The organism is Flavobacterium movens, assembly GCF_039581425.1.
Taxonomy (GTDB): domain Bacteria; phylum Bacteroidota; class Bacteroidia; order Flavobacteriales; family Flavobacteriaceae; genus Flavobacterium; species Flavobacterium luteolum.
The window spans coordinates 23435-41652 of the sequence record NZ_JBCPXY010000013.1 but is presented as its reverse complement, the minus strand read 5'-3'; the positions used below and the strand labels follow the sequence as shown (position 1 = coordinate 41652).

At 33.9% G+C, this 18218-nt stretch carries 14 protein-coding genes; 12 read left to right on the top strand and 2 right to left on the bottom strand.

Features of this window, described 5'->3' with window-relative positions; all coding sequences use genetic code 11:
* Positions 1-278 precede the first annotated feature (278 nt).
* Positions 279-3143 (bottom strand): leucine--tRNA ligase, encoded by a 2865-nt coding sequence (leuS, locus tag AAYQ05_RS19840; protein ID WP_343545030.1) that lies wholly within the window; start codon positions 3141-3143, stop codon positions 279-281.
* Positions 3144-3393: 250 nt separating this feature from the next.
* Between leuS and AAYQ05_RS19835 the strand changes: the two genes are divergently transcribed.
* The 9 genes from AAYQ05_RS19835 to AAYQ05_RS19795 all read left to right on the top strand — a co-directional run bounded on the left by AAYQ05_RS19835 (position 3394) and on the right by AAYQ05_RS19795 (position 12891).
* A complete protein-coding gene (locus AAYQ05_RS19835; RefSeq protein WP_343545029.1) occupies positions 3394-3741 on the top strand; it encodes a winged helix-turn-helix domain-containing protein in 348 nt (115 codons plus the stop codon).
* A 230-nt stretch (positions 3742-3971) separates the two neighbouring features.
* Positions 3972-6527, top strand: coding sequence for a TonB-dependent receptor (locus AAYQ05_RS19830; RefSeq protein ID WP_343545028.1), 2556 nt, complete (start codon positions 3972-3974; stop codon positions 6525-6527).
* A 73-nt stretch (positions 6528-6600) separates the two neighbouring features.
* Positions 6601-8604 (top strand): TonB-dependent receptor plug domain-containing protein, encoded by a 2004-nt coding sequence (locus AAYQ05_RS19825; protein WP_343545027.1) that lies wholly within the window; start codon positions 6601-6603, stop codon positions 8602-8604.
* Positions 8605-8623: 19 nt separating this feature from the next.
* On the top strand, positions 8624-9220 hold the full coding sequence (locus AAYQ05_RS19820) for a molybdopterin-dependent oxidoreductase (protein ID WP_343545026.1): 597 nt from the start codon (positions 8624-8626) through the stop codon (positions 9218-9220).
* A gap of 265 nt (positions 9221-9485) precedes the next feature.
* Entirely contained in the window at positions 9486-10361 is an 876-nt protein-coding gene (locus AAYQ05_RS19815; protein ID WP_177211875.1) for a cell division protein FtsX, read from the top strand.
* Between the two features lie 107 nt (positions 10362-10468).
* Complete coding sequence (locus AAYQ05_RS19810) at positions 10469-10723, top strand: DUF3098 domain-containing protein (protein ID WP_343545025.1); 255 nt, start codon at positions 10469-10471, stop codon at positions 10721-10723.
* Between the two features lie 102 nt (positions 10724-10825).
* Positions 10826-11623: an undecaprenyl-diphosphate phosphatase gene (locus AAYQ05_RS19805; protein ID WP_343545024.1), complete on the top strand. Its 798-nt coding sequence runs from the start codon at positions 10826-10828 to the stop codon at positions 11621-11623.
* A complete protein-coding gene (gene truB / locus AAYQ05_RS19800) occupies positions 11623-12318 on the top strand; it encodes a tRNA pseudouridine(55) synthase TruB (RefSeq protein ID WP_343545023.1) in 696 nt (231 codons plus the stop codon). Before AAYQ05_RS19805 ends, truB begins: the two co-directional genes overlap by 1 nt.
* Positions 12319-12327: 9 nt before the next feature.
* Entirely contained in the window at positions 12328-12891 is a 564-nt protein-coding gene (locus AAYQ05_RS19795) for a hypothetical protein (RefSeq protein WP_343545022.1), read from the top strand.
* 347 nt (positions 12892-13238) lie between these two features.
* Here AAYQ05_RS19795 and AAYQ05_RS19790 read toward each other — a convergent pair whose 3' ends face one another.
* Positions 13239-13856, bottom strand: coding sequence for a thioredoxin family protein (locus AAYQ05_RS19790; protein ID WP_343545021.1), 618 nt, complete (start codon positions 13854-13856; stop codon positions 13239-13241).
* Positions 13857-14050: 194 nt separating this feature from the next.
* On the opposite strand from AAYQ05_RS19790, the gene pyrH reads away from it, so the two are divergent.
* From pyrH to AAYQ05_RS19775, 3 genes are all read left to right on the top strand, one after another.
* Positions 14051-14758: a UMP kinase gene (gene pyrH / locus AAYQ05_RS19785; protein WP_111425130.1), complete on the top strand. Its 708-nt coding sequence runs from the start codon at positions 14051-14053 to the stop codon at positions 14756-14758.
* A gap of 75 nt (positions 14759-14833) precedes the next feature.
* Positions 14834-15397 (top strand): ribosome recycling factor, encoded by a 564-nt coding sequence (gene frr / locus AAYQ05_RS19780; RefSeq protein WP_111425131.1) that lies wholly within the window; start codon positions 14834-14836, stop codon positions 15395-15397.
* Between the two features lie 119 nt (positions 15398-15516).
* Positions 15517-18012 carry a DUF5686 family protein gene (locus AAYQ05_RS19775; RefSeq protein WP_343545020.1) on the top strand — a complete coding sequence of 832 codons (2496 nt, stop codon included), beginning with the start codon at positions 15517-15519 and terminating at the stop codon, positions 18010-18012.
* The last annotated feature ends 206 nt before the right edge of the window (positions 18013-18218 follow it).

Genomic DNA, 18218 nt, shown 5'->3' with positions numbered 1-18218 from the left:
ATCTTCGCGAGAAGCTCCGCATTCAAAATCACCAATCTTTGTAGAGTTACTTATGGAGATTTCTCCTTCGTCGAAATGACAAACTGTACGCATTGTTAGTCTGAGCGAAGTCGAAGACCGCGTGAGAAGCTCCGCAATCTAAATCGCCAATCTTTGTAGAGTTACTTGCTTGGTCTTCGACTTCGCTCAGACTGACAAAACAAGGCTCACAAAAAAAAATCCCAAACCCCAATCGTAAAATTGGAATTTGGAATTTTTATATTAAAATTTTAAAATAATTAACCTACAAGGTTGATGATTTTTCCAGGAACAATAATCACTTTATTTGGTGTTCTTCCGTCTAAGTGTTTTTGAGTTCTTTCGTCTTTCATTACGATTTCTTCGATTTGTGCTGCGGTTAAATCCAAAGGCAATTCGATTGTAAAACGCATTTTTCCGTTGAAAGAAACTGGATATTCTTTGTTAGTCTCCACTAAATGTTTTGCATCAAAAACTGGGAAAGCAACTTCTGAAATTGAAGTTGTATTTCCTAACTGTGCCCATAATTCTTCTGCGATATGTGGCGCATAAGGTGAAACCAAAATCACTAACGGCTCTAAGATCGCTCTTGAATGACAGTTTTGAGAAGACAATTCGTTTACACAAATCATAAACTGAGAAACTGAAGTATTGAAAGAGAAATTCTCGATATCTTCTGCTACTTTTTTAATGGTTTTATGCAATGATTTTAAGTTGTCTTTTGTTGGTTCGTCGTTGTTTACGATTAAACCATTATCATCAAAATACAATCTCCATAATTTTTTCAAGAAACCAAAAACTCCAGAAATACCAGCAGTATTCCAAGGTTTTGCCTGTTCTAATGGACCTAAGAACATTTCGTATAAACGTAATGTATCAGCTCCATACTCAGCACAAATATCATCTGGCGTTACCACATTATAGTATGATTTCGACATTTTTTCAACTTCACGACCAACAATGTATTTTCCGTTTTCATCAAAAATAAATTCTGCCGTATTGAAATCTTCTCTCCAAGCTTTGAACTTTTCGATATTTAATTCATCCGAAGAATTTACAAAATGAACATCAACACGAATTGGCTGTACATTTTGACCTTCGATTTTATTTTTAGATACAAAAGTATTTGTTCCTTCTAATCTGTAAACATAAGCCGTCGTACCCAAAATCATTCCCTGATTAATCAGTTTTTTGAATGGTTCCTCGGTTGGAGCAAAGCCTTTGTCTTTTAAGAATTTGTTCCAAAAACGAGAATACAATAAGTGACCTGTTGCGTGTTCGCTTCCTCCAATGTATAAATCTACATTCTCCCAGTAAGCCAAAGCTTCCTTGCTTGCAAATTCATTTTCATTGTGCGCATCCATATAACGCATCCAATACCATGAACTTCCCGCCCATCCTGGCATTGTATTTAATTCTAAAGGAAAAATCGAAACATTATCAACTAAATCAGTTGCAACAACTTTATTTTGTTTTGTATCCCAAGCCCAAACAGCTGCATTTCCTAATGGAGGCAAACCGTCTTCTGTTGGCAAATATTTTTCTACTTCTGGCAAAATAATTGGCAAATGTTGTGCGTCAATCATTTTAGGCAATCCGTTCACATAATAAACTGGGAATGGTTCTCCCCAATAACGCTGACGAGAGAAAACAGCATCACGCAAACGGTAATTGGTTTTACCTTTTCCTTGTCCTATTTCTTCTAATTTATAAATTGCTTTTGCTGTCGCATCTTTATAATTTAATCCATTTAAGAAATCAGAAGCTGTAATTTCAACATTGTCTTTTGATCCGAAAGCTGCTTCAGAAATATCAACATTAGCGAAGATATTTTTGATTTCCTGCATTCCATTCTGACCTTTAAAGAAATTAGCAAAAGCATAATCTCTTTCGTCTCCGCAAGGAACTGCCATTACAGCGCCTGTTCCATAACCAGCCAAAACATAATCGCCAATCCAAACCGGAATAGCTTCTTTTGTAAAAGGATGTTCTGCATAAGCTCCTGTAAATACTCCAGAAATGGTTTTTACATCGGCCATACGCTCACGCTCTGAACGTTTTGCTGTTTTTTCGATATACGCTTCAACTGCTTCTTTTTGTTCTGGAGTTGTAATTTTAGCAACCAAATCATGTTCTGGTGCCAAAGTCATAAAAGTAACTCCAAAAATTGTATCAGGACGTGTAGTAAAAACTTCGATTACCTCATCATGATTTTTCACATTAAAAGTCACCAAAGCCCCAACCGATTTCCCAATCCAGTTTCTTTGAGATTCTTTTATAGACTCACTCCAATCGATATCATTTAAACCTTGAAGCAAGCGTTCGGCATAAGCAGAAATTCGCATACTCCATTGTGTCATTTTTTTTCTTATAACAGGAAAGCCTCCACGTTCTGAAACTCCGTTTACAATTTCGTCATTTGCCAAAACAGTTCCTAAGCCTGGACACCAGTTTACTTCGGTTTCTGCCAAATACGTCATTCTGTATTGCAACAAGATTTTCTCTTTTTGCTCTTCAGAATAAGAGTTCCATTCATCAGCAGTAAAAATCGCAACATTATCGTCGCAAACTGCTTCAACCAATGCATTTCCGCTTTCTTCAAAAACAGTTACAAGCTCTGAAATATCAAATGCTTTTCCTTGTTTTCGGCAATACCAAGAATTAAACAATTGGATAAAAATCCATTGTGTATGTTTGTAATAATCAGGATTTGATGTACGCACTTCACGCGCCCAGTCAAATGAGAATCCGATTTTGTCTAATTGTTTTCTGTAACCCGCAATTTGTTTTCCTTCTTTGTCTACTCCACCGTCAATATTTACACGCGTTGTATCTTCAGGACGCTGTCCTGTCTGAATTGCATATTGTTCTGCCGGCAATCCGAAACTATCGTACCCCATTGGATGCAAAACATTGAAACCTTGATGTCTCTTGAAACGAGAATACACATCTGAAGCTATATAACCCAGCGGGTGCCCAACGTGTAGTCCTGCTCCAGACGGATAAGGAAACATATCGAGAACATAATGTTTCGGTTTTTCAGAGTTGTTCTTTGCTGCAAAAGTTTGATTTTCTGCCCAATATTTTTGCCATTTGGCTTCAATTTCGTTTGGATTGTACTTCATTTCTAAGTGACTAAGATTCTAAGTTACTAAGGTTCTAAGCTTTTCACTAAATTAATTAAGCCGCAAATTTACATTTATTGCGGATTGTAGCAAAGCTATTTCACTGACAAACAAATAAAATAACAAAATACTTATTTTTAATTACGTAAAAATACTTATGTTTGCATTTTAATACTTAGAAAATATATTGCGGAGACACAATACTTTTATCAGAAAAGAATTATTTTTGAATAGCATTTAAAAAATCAAAATGGCTGACAGTAAAAAATATAGCGTCGAAGTTCGTGTTTGGATTGAAGAAGCTGAAGGCGCTTTTCTTGGAATAGGGAAAATCTGGTTATTAGAAAACATCCGAAAAACAGGCTCGATTACCAATGCCGCAAAAGAAATGAAAATGGCGTATCGTCAGGCTTGGCAACTGGTTGAAGAAATGAATCAGCGCACCGAAAGTCCGTTAGTTGAAAAACTTCTTGGAGGAAAAGGCGGCGGCGGAGCACGATTGACCGAAGCAGGAGAAAGAGCTATTGCTGTTTTTTATGAAGTTGAAAAACGTATTAAAGAGTTTGCTCAAAAAGAAACTCAAAATCTAAAATTTTAAGAATAAATATTTAAACACATAGAAACATAGCTTTTAGCAATTTAAAAAAAGGCGTTTCACTTAATTTCAATACACATAGCAAATCTATGTTTTAGAAACTGGTTTCTTTTTACAATCTTTAATTAGAAAAATAAAATCTATGTCTCTATGTGTTTAAAAAAACCAAAACCATATTTTTTTAATCATCAGTATTCATTTTAAAACATACTGAATTTAACAGCCAAAAAACCATGAACCAAAAACTATATTTATTCTTTGTTTTTATAAGCCTGAAAAGTTTTTCTCAAATACAAAATTCGAAAACCCGAGATAGCATAAAAAAAGAAGAACTGAATGAGATTGTCATTACAGCTTCTCGTCGTTCTGAAAAATTAATGCATTCACCTATAAGTATTGAACAGTTAAAATCGGCGGAAGCCAAAGTTATGGGATCGCCGAGTATTTATGAAGCACTAGAAAATGTAAAAGGCGTTCAGATTATTACGCCAAGTTTGGGTTTTAAAGTTATAAATACGAGAGGTTTTGCCAACTCTACCAATGTAAGATTTGCGCAATTGGTAGACGGAATTGATAATCAGGCGCCACATTTGGGCGCTCCAATTGCAAACGCCTTGGGTGCAAATGATCTCGATATTGATAAAATCGAAATTATTCCAGGAACAGCCGCCGCTTTGTACGGAATGAATGCCATTAACGGTTTAGCTAATATTCAGACCAAAAATCCTTTTGAATATCAGGGAATCTCTATACAGCAATTAACCGGAGTAAATCATGTCGGGAATATAGATCGATTTTCACCGAAAGTATATTCGCAGTTTAATTTGAGATTAGCTAAAGCTTTCAATGAAAAATGGGCGTTTAAAATCAATGCATCAACTACAGGCGGAACAGACTGGGTTGCAGATGACAGAACCGATTTGGCTCCAAATGCAAATGCTTCAACAGGTTTGTTTGGCGCAGATAATCCCGCTTATGACGAAGTAAACGGTTACGGAAACGAATCGGCAAATCGAAAAACTTTAAATTTAAATGGCAAAAATTATGTTGTTGCCAGAACAGGTTATCGCGAAACAGATATTTCTGACTACGAAATCAAAAATTACAAAGCCGATTTTGGATTGTATTTCCGACCTAAGAAAAATCACGAACTTTCTGTGACTTACAAAACAGCCTTAATCAATACGATTTATCAACGTTCAAATAGATTTCGATTAGATAATTATACTTTAAATCAATTTTCTGCCGATTATCATACTCCTATTTTTCAGGTAAAAGCTTATGCTACAACCGAAAATACTGGCGACTCATACAACATGCGTTCGTTGGCAGAAAATATGGATCGCGCTTATAAATCGGATGATAAATGGTTTGCCGATTACAGCACTGCTTATAAAAATGCTGTCGCTGGCGGAGCAAGCGTTGCCGACGCACACAGAATTGCCCGAACACAATCTGATGCAGGTCGTTTTTTACCAGGAACAGAAGCTTACGAGCAAAAGAAAAAAGAATTAATTGATATCAACAATTGGGATATTGGTGCCGCTTTGCGTGTAAAATCAACTTTGGTTCATGGCGAAGGATTGATTAATTGGGACAAAGCTTTTGTTTCTTTTTTCGAAAAAATTGATGCGAAACTTTTAAGCGGTGTCGATTACAGAAATTATATTATTGTTCCCGATGGAAATTATTTCATCAATCCAGTTCATGCTGACGAAAATCTGACGTATCAAAAAACTGGCGCTTTCACACAAGTGACAAAAGATTTTTTCTCAGATAAATTAAGATTGGGTGCAACTGTCAGAATGGATAAAGCAGATTATTTTGATGCGAAATTTACGCCTCAGTTCACAGCAGTTTATTCTCCAAAAGAAACCATCAATTTTAGAGCTTCTTACCAAAACGGTTATCGTTTTCCGAGTATTTTTGAAGGATTTTCGAATGTAAATTCAGGTGGTGTAAAACGTGTTGGCGGATTGCGTATTATGTCTGACGGAATTTTCGAAAATTCGTATACCAAAGCTTCAATTGATAAATTTCAAGCGCAGGTCAATACCGATGTCAATACAAATGGTTTAACTCAAGCGCAAGCCATCGAAAAAAATAAAAATACGATTCAGAAAAATCCGTATACCTATTTAGAACCTGAATTTGTAAAATCCTTTGAAGTTGGTTTTAGAGGAATCGCTTTAAACAGAAATCTTTTTATAGATGCCGATTTCTATTACAACTCTTATAAAAACTTCATAGCGCAAGTTGAAGCGAGTATTCCCAACACGACAGATTCAAATATGATTCCGACTGCTTTATATTCTAAAAACACTCAAAATCGCTACAGGCTTTGGACCAATTCTAAAAGTAAAATTTACAATTATGGAGGAAGTTTAGGTTTGAAATATCGTTTTGACAATACTTTCAGCGCTTTAACAAATCTTACTTATACAAAATTGGACAGGACTGATGATAAAGATGGCTTGGAAGACGGTTTTAACACTCCAGAATTTAACGTAAACGGAACATTGATTGCTCAAAATATCTGGAAAAGTCTTGGCGCAAGCGTTACGGCACGCTATCAAAACAACTTTGATTATGTTTCTTTTTTGGTCAGCGGAAACGTTCCTGCATATTGGACAATGGATGCACAAGTAAATTATGCTTTCAAAAAAGGTATTTCGGCAAAATTAGGAGGAACAAATATTCTGAACAAACCTTATACTTCAATTCTCGGCGGACCATCAATTGGCGGATTATATTATTTGTCATTAGTTTGGGAAACCAATAAAATTTAAAAAAGCAATTAACCAAAAAATCTATTTTCAACCAGCAGTATTCATTTTAAAACATACTGAAAAAACTATTTTTATGAAACCAAAATTATTAGTCTTTCTGCTATTTCCGTTCATCGGATTTTCACAGCAAAACAATTCGAAAACCACGGATTCTCTCAAAATTTCAAACGTCTTTAATCTTGGAGAAGTTACCATTACCAATCATCAAAACAAAGACACTTTAAATCGAATAACTTCAAAAGCAATGGAATCTCAAAATAAAATGGAGGTTTCAAAAGCTTTAAATATGCTGCCTGGAGTTAGTTTAACTGCTTCTGGACCAAGAAACGAATCTATGGTTTCTGTTCGTGGCTTTGATTTGAGGCAAGTTCCTGTTTATATGGACGGAATTCCAGTTTATGTTCCGTATGATGGTTATGTTGATTTGGCTAGATTTACCACTTTCGATTTAGCAGCTGTTGATGTTTCAAAAGGATTTTCATCTGTACTTTATGGGCCAAATTCGCTTGGAGGCGCAATAAATCTGATTTCGAGAAAGCCTTCTAAAAAATTGGAATACGATGGTTCTTTAGGAATGATTAACGAGAACGGCTACAGAGGAAATGTAAATATTGGTTCGAACTTAGGAAAATTCTATATTCAAGGAGGTTTCTCTTATTTGGATAGAAACTCCTACAGAATGTCTTCTAATTTTATTCCAACCGCCAATGAAAATGGTGGACAAAGAGACAATTCATATCGAACAGATCAAAAAATTAGTTTTAAAGTTGGATGGACTCCAACTGACAAAAGCGAATATGCAATTGGGTACATCAATCAGCAGGGCGAAAAAGGAAATCCTGTTTATACGGGTTACGACACACAAAATTCGCTTTTGCTAAAACCTCGTTACTGGCAATGGCCCAATTGGGATAAAGAAAGTTTTTATTTTATTTCTAATTCTGCTTTTGATGATAAAAATAGTTTCAAAACTAGATTGTATTTTGACCGATTTAAAAATACGTTAGATAGTTACGACGATGCCACTTATTCGACTCAAACAAAACCTTATGCTTTTGAAAGTATTTACAACGATTATACCTTCGGAGGAAACTTAGAATACAACACCAAAATAATTCCTAAAAATGATTTAAAAATTGCTTTTCATTTTAAAGAAGATGTTCACCGTGAGAACAATCTTGGCGAACCCGTTCGTCATTTTATAGACAACACGATTTTAATTGGAATTGAAGATATTTATAAAGTCAGTTCAAAATTTACCGTAATTCCAGGTATTAGTTACAACATTCGAAAAAACAATGAAGCCGAAGATTATAATAGCACTACAAAAGTAATTTCAGATTTTCCAGATGCGGGAGCAAGTGATGCTTTTAATGCACAAGTTGGATTTTTCTATCAATTAAACAATCAGCAAAAACTAGGAGCAACCGTTTCACAAAAAACCAGATTTGCCACTATCAAGGATCGATATTCTTATAGAATGGGAACAGCGATTCCGAATCCAGATTTAAAACCTGAAAAAGCAATCAATTACGAATTGAATTATACGGCCAATCTTTTCGAAAAAATCACTTTTCAAACAGCACTTTTCTATAGTTCGCTTTCAGACGCAATATTGAGTGTCAATAATGTTGAACCAGGAAAATCTCAAATGCAGAATTTTGGTGAAGCCGATTATAAAGGAGTTGAAGCTCAGTTGAATTATACTGTCTTAGAAAACCTTTCTTTGAATTTGAATTACACTTATATCGAAAGAAAAAATATAACGAACCCAAATATTCATTTTACAGATGTTCCTAACACGAAAGTAATGGGAACTTTAGAATATAGCCCGATTAAAATACTTCGATTCATTGCCAATGCCGAATTCAATTCGCCACGTTTCAGCACAAGTTATGGCGCTAGAGTTCCAGATTATACTCTTTTGAATTTATATGGTTCCGGAAAAATCTCTAAAAACTTTAGTCTAGATGCCGGAGTTAACAATATATTTGATAGAAATTATAGTCTTGTAGAAGGTTACCCAGAAGAAGGACGTAATTTTTTTGTGACCCTTCGTTTTTTCAATTTTAACTAATTCAAAAATTATATTTTATATGAAAACACAAAATTATATTCTCGTTTTACTGATTGCATTTTCATGCGCCATGTGCAATTCTTCTAAAAAAGATAAACAAGAAACCGCTACTACAGAACAAACCGCAAAAACAGACAATGACAAACATCCTGTCTTAACTCCAGAAGACAGTTTGAAAATGGTTAATCATTCGATAGAAGTAAAAGGCGATGTCGAATTTCCTTTAAACTTAACTGTCGATTCCTTAAAAAAGATGAAAGTCGTTACGCTTGATGATTTTAAAGTAGTGTGCCAAAGCGGTGAAGTAAAAAAAGACAATAAAGTGTGTAAAGGTGTTCTTTTGAAAGATATTTTAGAAAAAGCCAAAATCAAACAAAATGGGCATAAGGACCGAAACTTCTATATTGTAGCTAGAGCTTCAGACGATTATAAAGCCACTTTTTCATGGGCAGAGCTTTTCAATAATCCAACGGGAGAAAATGCCTATATCCTTTTTGAAGAAAATGGAAAACCAGTTAAAAACGGAGAGATGATCGCGATTTGCAAAAATGATATTAAGACTGGGCCACGTCATGTTTATTGGCTAAAAAGTATTGAAGTTTATAAGGTTAAGTAAAGGTTCTGAGGTACTAAGATGCTAAGGTTCTAAGTTTTTTTGCCACAGATTAAAAGGATTTACACAGATTATAAAAAATCTTTTTAATCTTTTTAATCTGTGGCTATACTTTTTATTTGCGAACCTTGCGAAAAGCTTTGCGTACTTTGCGGTTAAATAAAAACTTTTATTCAAGATTTAAATCGTACTTTTAAGTATAAAAGTTTGTTATTAACTTTAAATAAAGAAATTCTTTATTATTTTTACCACATAATTTAAGCAAACTATGAGTTCTAACTTTGATAAATTTCAAAAGCGCAGGTTAATTTCCTCTTATTTTTCGGTAGTTTTAAGTGTATTCTTGGTATTATTCCTTTTGGGTGTACTAGGATTATTCATTATTAATTCGAAACAGTTGGCAGATGATTTTAAAGAAAAAATCGCCATGACCGTTTTCTTCAAAAATGAAGCGAATGATAGTATTATCAAAGCATTTAACACCGAACTTAAAAGAGCGCCTTTTGCTAAATCTTTTGTTTATGTATCGAAAGAAAAAGCAGCAAAAGAACATACTGATATTATCGGAGAAGATTTCTTAACCTTTTTAGGAGAAAATCCGTTATTGAATTCATATGATATTCACTTAAAAGCAGATTATGTAGAAAGAGACAGCATCGTTAAGATTGAAAGCAACTTTCGTAAAAATGCTATGATTTCAGATATTGTTTACGACAAACAATTGGTAAATCTTGTAAATGACAACATCAGAAAAGTAAGTATGTGGATTTTGATCATCAGCGGTTTCTTGACAGTAATTGCAGTTTTATTAATCAATAGTTCATTGCGTTTATCTATACATTCAAATCGTTTTATAATCAAAACTATGCAAATGGTTGGAGCTACAAAAGCGTTTATCCGTAAACCATTTGTAATGCGAAGTGTAAAACTTGGAATGCTTGGCGCTGGTTTAGCCATTATTGCTTTAATCGCGCTTTTATTATATGTAGACACTAATTTCCCTGGTTTAGGAATTCTAGAAGATAAAGCTTTAACTGGTTTGGTTTTAGTGGCTGTTTTCGGATTAGGAGTCCTAATTACTTGGGTAAGCACACATTTTGCAACACAGCGTTTCTTGAATTTAAGAACTGACGATCTTTATTAATTTCTGATTTTAGATTGCAGACTTTAAATTTTAGATTACAATGCCTTCGCTTTTGCTCAGGCTACAAATAAACAAACTCAGCTTTGCTGGTTTAACAAAAGACAAATATGAAAAACAATAATAAAGAAGAACAACAAGTTCAAAAACAGGAATTCCTTTTTGACAGCATCAATTATAAGATTTTATTGATTGGTATTGCTGTAATTGCACTCGGATTTATCTTAATGTCTGGTGGAGGAAGTAAAGATCCAAATGTTTTTAACGAAGAAATTTTTAACTTTAGACGTATTCGTTTAGCACCGACAACTGTTTTAATCGGTTTTGGAATCACGATTTATTCTATTTTCAAAAAATCTAAATAGACTTTCTCAGACAGCTTAGACTTCTTAGATCTTTAGATTATTAAATTAATCTTTTTAAATCTAAGAAGTCTAAGCTGTCTAAAATCTAATAATCTAAATTAAATGAATACACTACAAGCTATTGTTCTTGCCATTATTGAAGGAATTACAGAGTTTTTGCCTGTTTCTTCTACAGGACACATGATTATTGCCTCTTCTTTTTTTGGAATCGCTCATGACGATTTCACTAAACTTTTCACCATTGTAATTCAGCTTGGCGCGATACTTTCGGTTGTAATTTTATATTTCAAACGTTTCTTTCAAACTTTTGATTTTTACTTTAAACTTCTTGTTGCTTTTATTCCAGCGGTAGTTTTAGGCTTATTATTAAGCGATTTCATTGATGGTTTATTAGAAAATCCAGTTACCGTTGCTATTTCGCTTTTAATTGGAGGTATTATTTTATTAAAAGTAGACGAATGGTTTAACAATCCAAATACTTCTGAAACTTCTCAAGAAATCAGCTATTTGCAAGCGTTCAAAATTGGATTATTTCAATGTATCGCTATGATTCCTGGAGTTTCTCGAAGCGGAGCCAGTATCGTTGGAGGAATGTCTCAAAAATTATCAAGAACTACAGCCGCAGAGTTTTCATTTTTCTTAGCCGTTCCAACAATGTTGGGAGCAACTGCAAAAAAATGCTATGATTATTACAAAGCTGGTTTTGAATTATCTCACGACCAAGTAAACATGTTGGTTATTGGGAATATTGTTGCTTTTGCTGTAGCATTATTGGCAATTAAAACTTTTATCGGATTTTTGACTAAAAACGGATTCAAAGTTTTTGGTTATTACCGAATCATTGCCGGAATCATTTTATTATTGATTCACTTTTTTATTCATCCGCTTACCATCATATAATGACTCCCGAAGAATATTTAGAAGGACAGGTTTTATTGATAGACAAACCTTTAAAATGGAGTTCATTTCAAGCTGTCAATAAATTAAAGTATCTTTTAATTAACAAAGTCGGACTTCCGAAAAAATTTAAAATTGGCCACGCAGGAACTTTAGATCCTTTGGCAACGGGGCTTTTATTGATCTGCACAGGAAAATTCACCAAAAGAATTTCAGAACTTCAAGGTCAGGCAAAAGAATATACGGGAACTTTTTATATTGGAGCCACTACTCCATCGTATGATTTAGAAACCGAAATCGATCAGACTTTTTCAACAGAACATATTGACGAAGCTTTGATTCATGAAACGGTAAAACAATTTTTGGGCGAAATCGACCAAAAACCACCAATTTTTTCTGCAATTAAAAAAGATGGTGTTCGTTTATATGAGCATGCTCGTGCAGGAGAATCTATTGAAATTGCAAGCAGAAAAACTACTATTCACGAATTTGAAATTACAAGAATTGCATTACCAGAAGTTGATTTTAGAGTAGTTTGTTCTAAAGGAACGTACATTCGTTCTTTAGCTTACGATTTTGGGAAAGCTATGAATTCTGGATCACATTTAACTGTTTTGCGCCGAACTAAAATTGGTGATTACGATGTGAAAAATGCGATTGATATTACTTTGTTTGAAGAAGAACTCCTAAAAAAATAAAAACCTTGTATGAAGAGAATTTTACTGACTATTGCGTTTATTACCTTTTTTAATTCATTTATACATAGTCAGGCAACTAAATTCACATACGCACAATTTGATTTTGCTGTTTCTATAACAGGAAACCCTAATAACACAAACGATTATTACGACTCAGAATCAACATCCTCAAATGCTTTTCTAGTCCCAAATGGTTTAGGCTCAAAACTTGGGTATGGAGTTCATTATAAAAAATGGCTAACATTCGGTATTCACAGTGGTATTGACTGGAAATGGGATGATAAACTTGTTGCTGTTCCTGTGTTTTTAAATCTTGGTTTAAGTCCAAAAGTGGGACCAGAAACGCGAATTATGCTACAGGTTGGTTACGGAAAAGGGTTTGCCATAGGACGTGGCAATTTGAATGGAGAATACAAAAAAATAAAACTCGGAATTGGCTCAGACGATTTTATTCTTTTTGCAGAAATCTGTGATTATGATTTTCCACTTCACAATCAAAAAAGTATTGGCATGATTTCTTTTGGAATAACTCTTCAGGATTTCTTTTACTACTCATCATCAGAAGCAGACTAAATATTTGATATAAAAAAAGCACATTACATATTTTGAAAGTAATGTGCCATGCTCCTAAAAATAAGTAAAGTTATTTCATACTTATCTCAGTTTAATAGTGAGGCACATTCTTCCCTCCAAATAAAAATTTAGAAAAGAAATCATAAAATCTTTCGAATAACTTTTTCATAATAGTGTACTTTTTAATTGTTGAACATTAAATAAAACACCAATAAAAAGAGTAAATCTGAAAGCTATAATAGATGTGGGATTAGTTTTACTAAGTTACAAAATTTAAAGCAGTATGAAAATACTTTAAGATAATTTTATCAACCAATTCAGTTGTTTATCAACACATTAAGCAAAATCTACAAACGATTATATTTAATATTCTCCATAATTTCGACTAATTCTTCTTGTGTCGAAATTCCTTTGTCTGCCAAATACCATAATTGCAGATCCGTTTTTATTTTTTCGTCAATAGCACCAACTTCTCTTTTATGCTTTGCCATTAATTCAGTTGCTCCTTTTGGTCTTGGTCCCCAATCGGCTCGTACAATTCCAGCTTCTTTACAAATAATAATCACTTTTGGAATTGCCCTTCCGCCATTGGTAAGATAGTGACTCATCAAATCATCGTTTTCATCACGAAATGCAATTCTCAGATCGATCTTTTTATGAGAAACCAAAGCCATTTTATTTAAGATAGGAAGAATTTGAGCTGCATCTCCACACCAACCTTCAGAAAGCACTAACCAGATATAGTGATTGTCTAAGTTTTGAAGTTTTTCAGAAATAGCATCAGAAACTGTTATCGTTTTTTCCAGCCTGTTCATTCTGGCTTCGTTCAATTTGGTGTAATTGGTCAAACTTTCAGATTGTTCGTTTCCTGTTGATTTTCCTTCAATCAATAAATCGGTAACTATTTTTCTGTATTCAGCATAAGAATGACTATTGAATAATGCTTTGGCTACGATGCTTTTCATATTTGTTTCATTTTTAGGATACAATAAAAATACAAATTTTAGGAAGACGGAGAAAATGACATTTGTCACATTTCAAATTAAATAACTGTGAAACCTTTGTATACTTAAAATTGCACCGTGAATTAATTTTTTGCAAACATTATTTTTAAAAATCAGAATATGTCTATATTTGCACAAATTAACGCAACACACACATGAAATATAAAAGAATTCTTCTTAAACTTAGCGGCGAGGCCTTAATGGGTGATTTACAATACGGTATTGACCCGAAAAGATTAGGCGAATATGCAGATGAAATCAAGCAGATTCACGACAAAGGAGTAGAAATTGCTATTGTTATTGGAGGAGGAAATATTTTTAGAGGCGTTGCCGGAGCAAGCTCAGGAATGGACAGAGTGCAAGGAGATTATATGGGAATGCTTGCAACTGTAATTAACGGAATGGCTTTGCAGGGCGCTCTTGAAGATAAAGGAATGAAAACGCGTCTGCAGACCGCTTTGAAAATGGAATCTATTGCTGAACCATACATTAAAAGAAGAGCTGACCGCCACCTTGAAAAAGGCAGAATTGTAATTTTTGGAGCTGGAACTGGAAATCCATATTTTACAACTGATACTGCTGCAGTTTTAAGAGGTATTGAAATTAATGCTGATGTTATCTTAAAAGGAACTCGCGTTGATGGTGTTTATGACTCTGATCCAGAAAAAAATGCTTCTGCTGTAAAATTTGATTTTATCTCATTTGACGACGTACTTAAAAAAGGATTAAATGTAATGGACACTACTGCATTTACCTTAAGCCAAGAAAATAAATTGCCAATCGTTGTTTTTGATATGAATAAAATCGGAAACCTTTTGAAAATCTGCGAAGGCGAAAATATCGGAACTGTAGTAAATATATAGTCATCAGTAACAGTTTTACAGTCGCGCAAGACTTTAACTGAAAACTGAGAATGAAAACTGAAAACTAAAGAAAAAATGACTGAAGAAATAGACTTTATTTTAGAAAGTACTGAGGAATCAATGAATGGTACTATTGCACACTTAGAGAAAGAATTTCTTAATATTCGTGCAGGAAAAGCTTCTCCAGCTATGCTTGGAGGTGTTTTTGTAGATTATTACGGATCTGCAACTCCGCTTTCTCAAGTATCTAAAATTAGTGTTCCAGATGCTAGAACAATTACATTACAGCCATTTGAAAAAAATATGCTGCAAGCAATTGAAAAAGCAATCTTAATCGCTAACATTGGTTTCAACCCAATGAATAATGGAGATATGGTAATCATTAGCGTACCACCATTAACAGAGGAGCGTCGTCGTGATTTAGCTAAACAAGCAAAATCTGAAGCTGAAGATGCTAAAATTGGTATTCGTAATTCTCGTAAAGATGCTAATACTGATATCAAAAAATTAGAAAAAGAAGGAACTTCAGAAGACATCTGTAAATCAGCAGAAGAAGAAGTTCAGAACTTAACAAACGCTTACATTAAAAAAATTGATGAGTTATTGGCTGCAAAAGAAGCCGAAATCATGAAAGTATAAGTAAGATTTGGTTATAAAATAAAAATCCGTTTGGTTTATTGTACCAGACGGATTTTTTTATTGCTATTTTTGCATACGAAAATTCAATTCTTTTCGTTTTTGAAACTATATCATTCTGTATGAAGCTATTTTGTTTTTTGACTTTGTTTTTTACGCTTACCCTTCAGGCGCAAATTCAAATAAACGGAATCGTAACCGATTCAAACAACAAACCACTTCCGTTTGCCACCATTACCACTTCAGAAAACAATAACACAATTACAGATGTTGACGGTAAGTTTATTTTCAAAATTAGTAACTCAGCCACATCACTTACTGTTTCTTATATAGGTTTTAAGTCAAAAACCATTGCTTTAATCAACAGCAAAACTTTTTATTCAATCTCACTTTTGCAACAAACCGATGATTTAAAAGAAGTTGTTGTTTCTAATGAAAACCCGGCTCTAACGATAATAAAAAAAGTTATTGCCAATAAAGCTACAAACGATCCTCAGAAAAAGCTCAATAATTTTGAATACAAAACCTACAACAAACTTATTGTAACGGCAAATCCAGATTCTATTGACGGCCGTATTGATACTTCGGCGGCGTACAAAGATTTAAATAAAAAAATCATCAATATCGATTCTTCCGATTATAAGTTTAAAGAAATTGTAAGCAAGCAGCATTTGTTTCAGACGGAGAAAGTTTCTCAATATCAATTCGGAAATAACAAATTGAAAGAAACCGTTCTAGGAACAAAAATTGCTGGTTTCAAACAGCCTATTTATGAAGTTCTTGCTTTCAACCTTCAATCTATTTCAATTTACGATTCGAAATATGAATTATTTGAGACCAAATATGAAAATCCGATTTCGAAAAATGCTACTTCAAGTTACAACTACAAACTGCTAGACACTGTAAGTATTCGCGGCCGCGATACATACATGATTTATTTCAAAAACAAATCAAAACACAGAGCTTCAGGACTAGAAGGGGTTTTATATATTGATAAAGAAAATTACGCTGTCGCGAAAGCGGTAATGCGTGTTAAAGGCGTTTTAGACATTAGCGGCATTCATGAATTTGAATATATTCCGAAAGAGAAAATCTGGTTTCAGAGCAATACCACTTTTAAAATCGTAAAAGGAAAAAATGATGACGATATTCGAATTTTAGGCGGTACGATTCAATTTGACGGAGATGTTGAAGAAAATTTAGAACGCAGAAAAAAAGTGGCTTCCGATTTTACCTATCTGCTTTCAGAAAGTAATAGTTTTGATATTCGCGTGAATACCGACGCTCCAATAAAAAACCCTTCACTTTACATCGAAATAAAAGACGATGCGGCCAAAAAGCCAGAAAGCTTCTGGGAAGCATACCGAAAAGAGAATCTCGACTTAAAAAGCCAGAAAACCTACCTATTACTCGACAGCCTTTCTGTTCGAAATAGAATTGAAAAACGTTTAGGGATTGGACGAAAAATCATTAACGGTTTTTACCCAATTGGCCCAGTCGATTTAGATTTAAAAAAGATTATAAGCTACAACAATTATGAAGGTTTTCGTCTTGGTATAGGTGGGATTACAAATGACCGTTTGTCTAAATATTTCCGTGTTGAAGGCTATGGTGCTTACGGAACGAAAGATGGTGTTTTTAAATACAGCGTCGGTGGTGGCGTTTTGTTAGACAAACACACCAACACTTGGCTTAATGGTTATTATGCTGACGATGTTCGAGAGATAGCAAGTACCGTTTTTAGCGTTGATAAACGCGTTTTTAAAATTTACGATCCGCGTCCAATCAACATTAGTACTTTTTACGAATATGTGGGATGGCGCGCAAATGTTCAAACCAAATTTATTCCGAAAACAGAGGCTGTTTTAGAACTTTCGCGAAATTATATTGAACCAAAATTTGACTATCTGTATAACCTAAACGGAAAACTGTATTCTAATTATATTATGACCACAGCAATGCTTTCTATTGTCTGGGCACCTTTTAGTAATTATATGCAAACTCCGACGGGAAGAAACGAAAGCGATAAAAAATTTCCGAGGTTTACTTTTCAATATACTCAATCTTTGCCAAATGTTTTTGAAAATGATTTTACTTTTAGCAAAATAGATTTTAAAGCCGAATACGAAAAACAATACTTAAACCGTCAGAAAACAGGTTTGCTTTTACAAGCTGGTTTGGCAATGGGAGATGTTCCTATAACGCATTTGTACAACACTGCTCCGAATAACTTAACTAAAGAAACTGTTGTTCAGCGTATCACTTTTGCAGGACGAAATGCTTTTGAAACCATGTATTTTAATGAATTCTTTTCAAGCCAATATCTAATGTTTCAAATTAAACATGGTTTTGACCGACTTACAATTTTGAGAAAAGTAAGACCATCTCTAGTTTTAGTTACGAGAATGGCTTGGGGAAGTATGGAAAAACCAGAACAGCATGTTGGCCCAGCTTACAAAACTTTGGATAAAGGTTATTTTGAATCAGGAATCGAATTGAACAAAATTTTTAAAGGCTTTGGTTTAGGCGGATTTTATAGATATGGTCCAAATCAGTTAATGAGATTTGAAGACAATATCGCGGTTAAGATTTCTTATGTTCTTGATCTTGGGCTTTAATTTTTAAATTCTTTTTTTCGCCACGAATTCACAAATTTATGTACGTAAACTTTGCGAAAATTTTACCGATGAATTTCACGAATTTCCGCTAGTAATCTGCTCAAGTTTGTGCAATTTATCGACAGGTACCACGTAAAGAAATTCATTAAAATTCGTGAATTCGTGGCTAAAAAAAATCCCAAACCCCAATAAGTAAAATTGGAATT

Excerpts from the sequence above, each read along its gene's own strand:
- leuS (WP_343545030.1), bottom strand. The coding sequence starts at position 3,143 with ATGAAGTACAATCCAAACGAAATTGAAGCCAAATGGCAAAAATATTGG.
- AAYQ05_RS19835 (WP_343545029.1), top strand. The coding sequence starts at position 3,394 with ATGGCTGACAGTAAAAAATATAGCGTCGAAGTTCGTGTTTGGATTGAA.
- AAYQ05_RS19830 (WP_343545028.1), top strand. The coding sequence starts at position 3,972 with ATGAACCAAAAACTATATTTATTCTTTGTTTTTATAAGCCTGAAAAGT.
- AAYQ05_RS19825 (WP_343545027.1), top strand. The coding sequence starts at position 6,601 with ATGAAACCAAAATTATTAGTCTTTCTGCTATTTCCGTTCATCGGATTT.
- AAYQ05_RS19820 (WP_343545026.1), top strand. The coding sequence starts at position 8,624 with ATGAAAACACAAAATTATATTCTCGTTTTACTGATTGCATTTTCATGC.
- AAYQ05_RS19815 (WP_177211875.1), top strand. The coding sequence starts at position 9,486 with ATGAGTTCTAACTTTGATAAATTTCAAAAGCGCAGGTTAATTTCCTCT.
- AAYQ05_RS19810 (WP_343545025.1), top strand. The coding sequence starts at position 10,469 with ATGAAAAACAATAATAAAGAAGAACAACAAGTTCAAAAACAGGAATTC.
- AAYQ05_RS19805 (WP_343545024.1), top strand. The coding sequence starts at position 10,826 with ATGAATACACTACAAGCTATTGTTCTTGCCATTATTGAAGGAATTACA.
- truB (WP_343545023.1), top strand. The coding sequence starts at position 11,623 with ATGACTCCCGAAGAATATTTAGAAGGACAGGTTTTATTGATAGACAAA.
- AAYQ05_RS19795 (WP_343545022.1), top strand. The coding sequence starts at position 12,328 with ATGAAGAGAATTTTACTGACTATTGCGTTTATTACCTTTTTTAATTCA.
- AAYQ05_RS19790 (WP_343545021.1), bottom strand. The coding sequence starts at position 13,856 with ATGAAAAGCATCGTAGCCAAAGCATTATTCAATAGTCATTCTTATGCT.
- pyrH (WP_111425130.1), top strand. The coding sequence starts at position 14,051 with ATGAAATATAAAAGAATTCTTCTTAAACTTAGCGGCGAGGCCTTAATG.
- frr (WP_111425131.1), top strand. The coding sequence starts at position 14,834 with ATGACTGAAGAAATAGACTTTATTTTAGAAAGTACTGAGGAATCAATG.
- AAYQ05_RS19775 (WP_343545020.1), top strand. The coding sequence starts at position 15,517 with ATGAAGCTATTTTGTTTTTTGACTTTGTTTTTTACGCTTACCCTTCAG.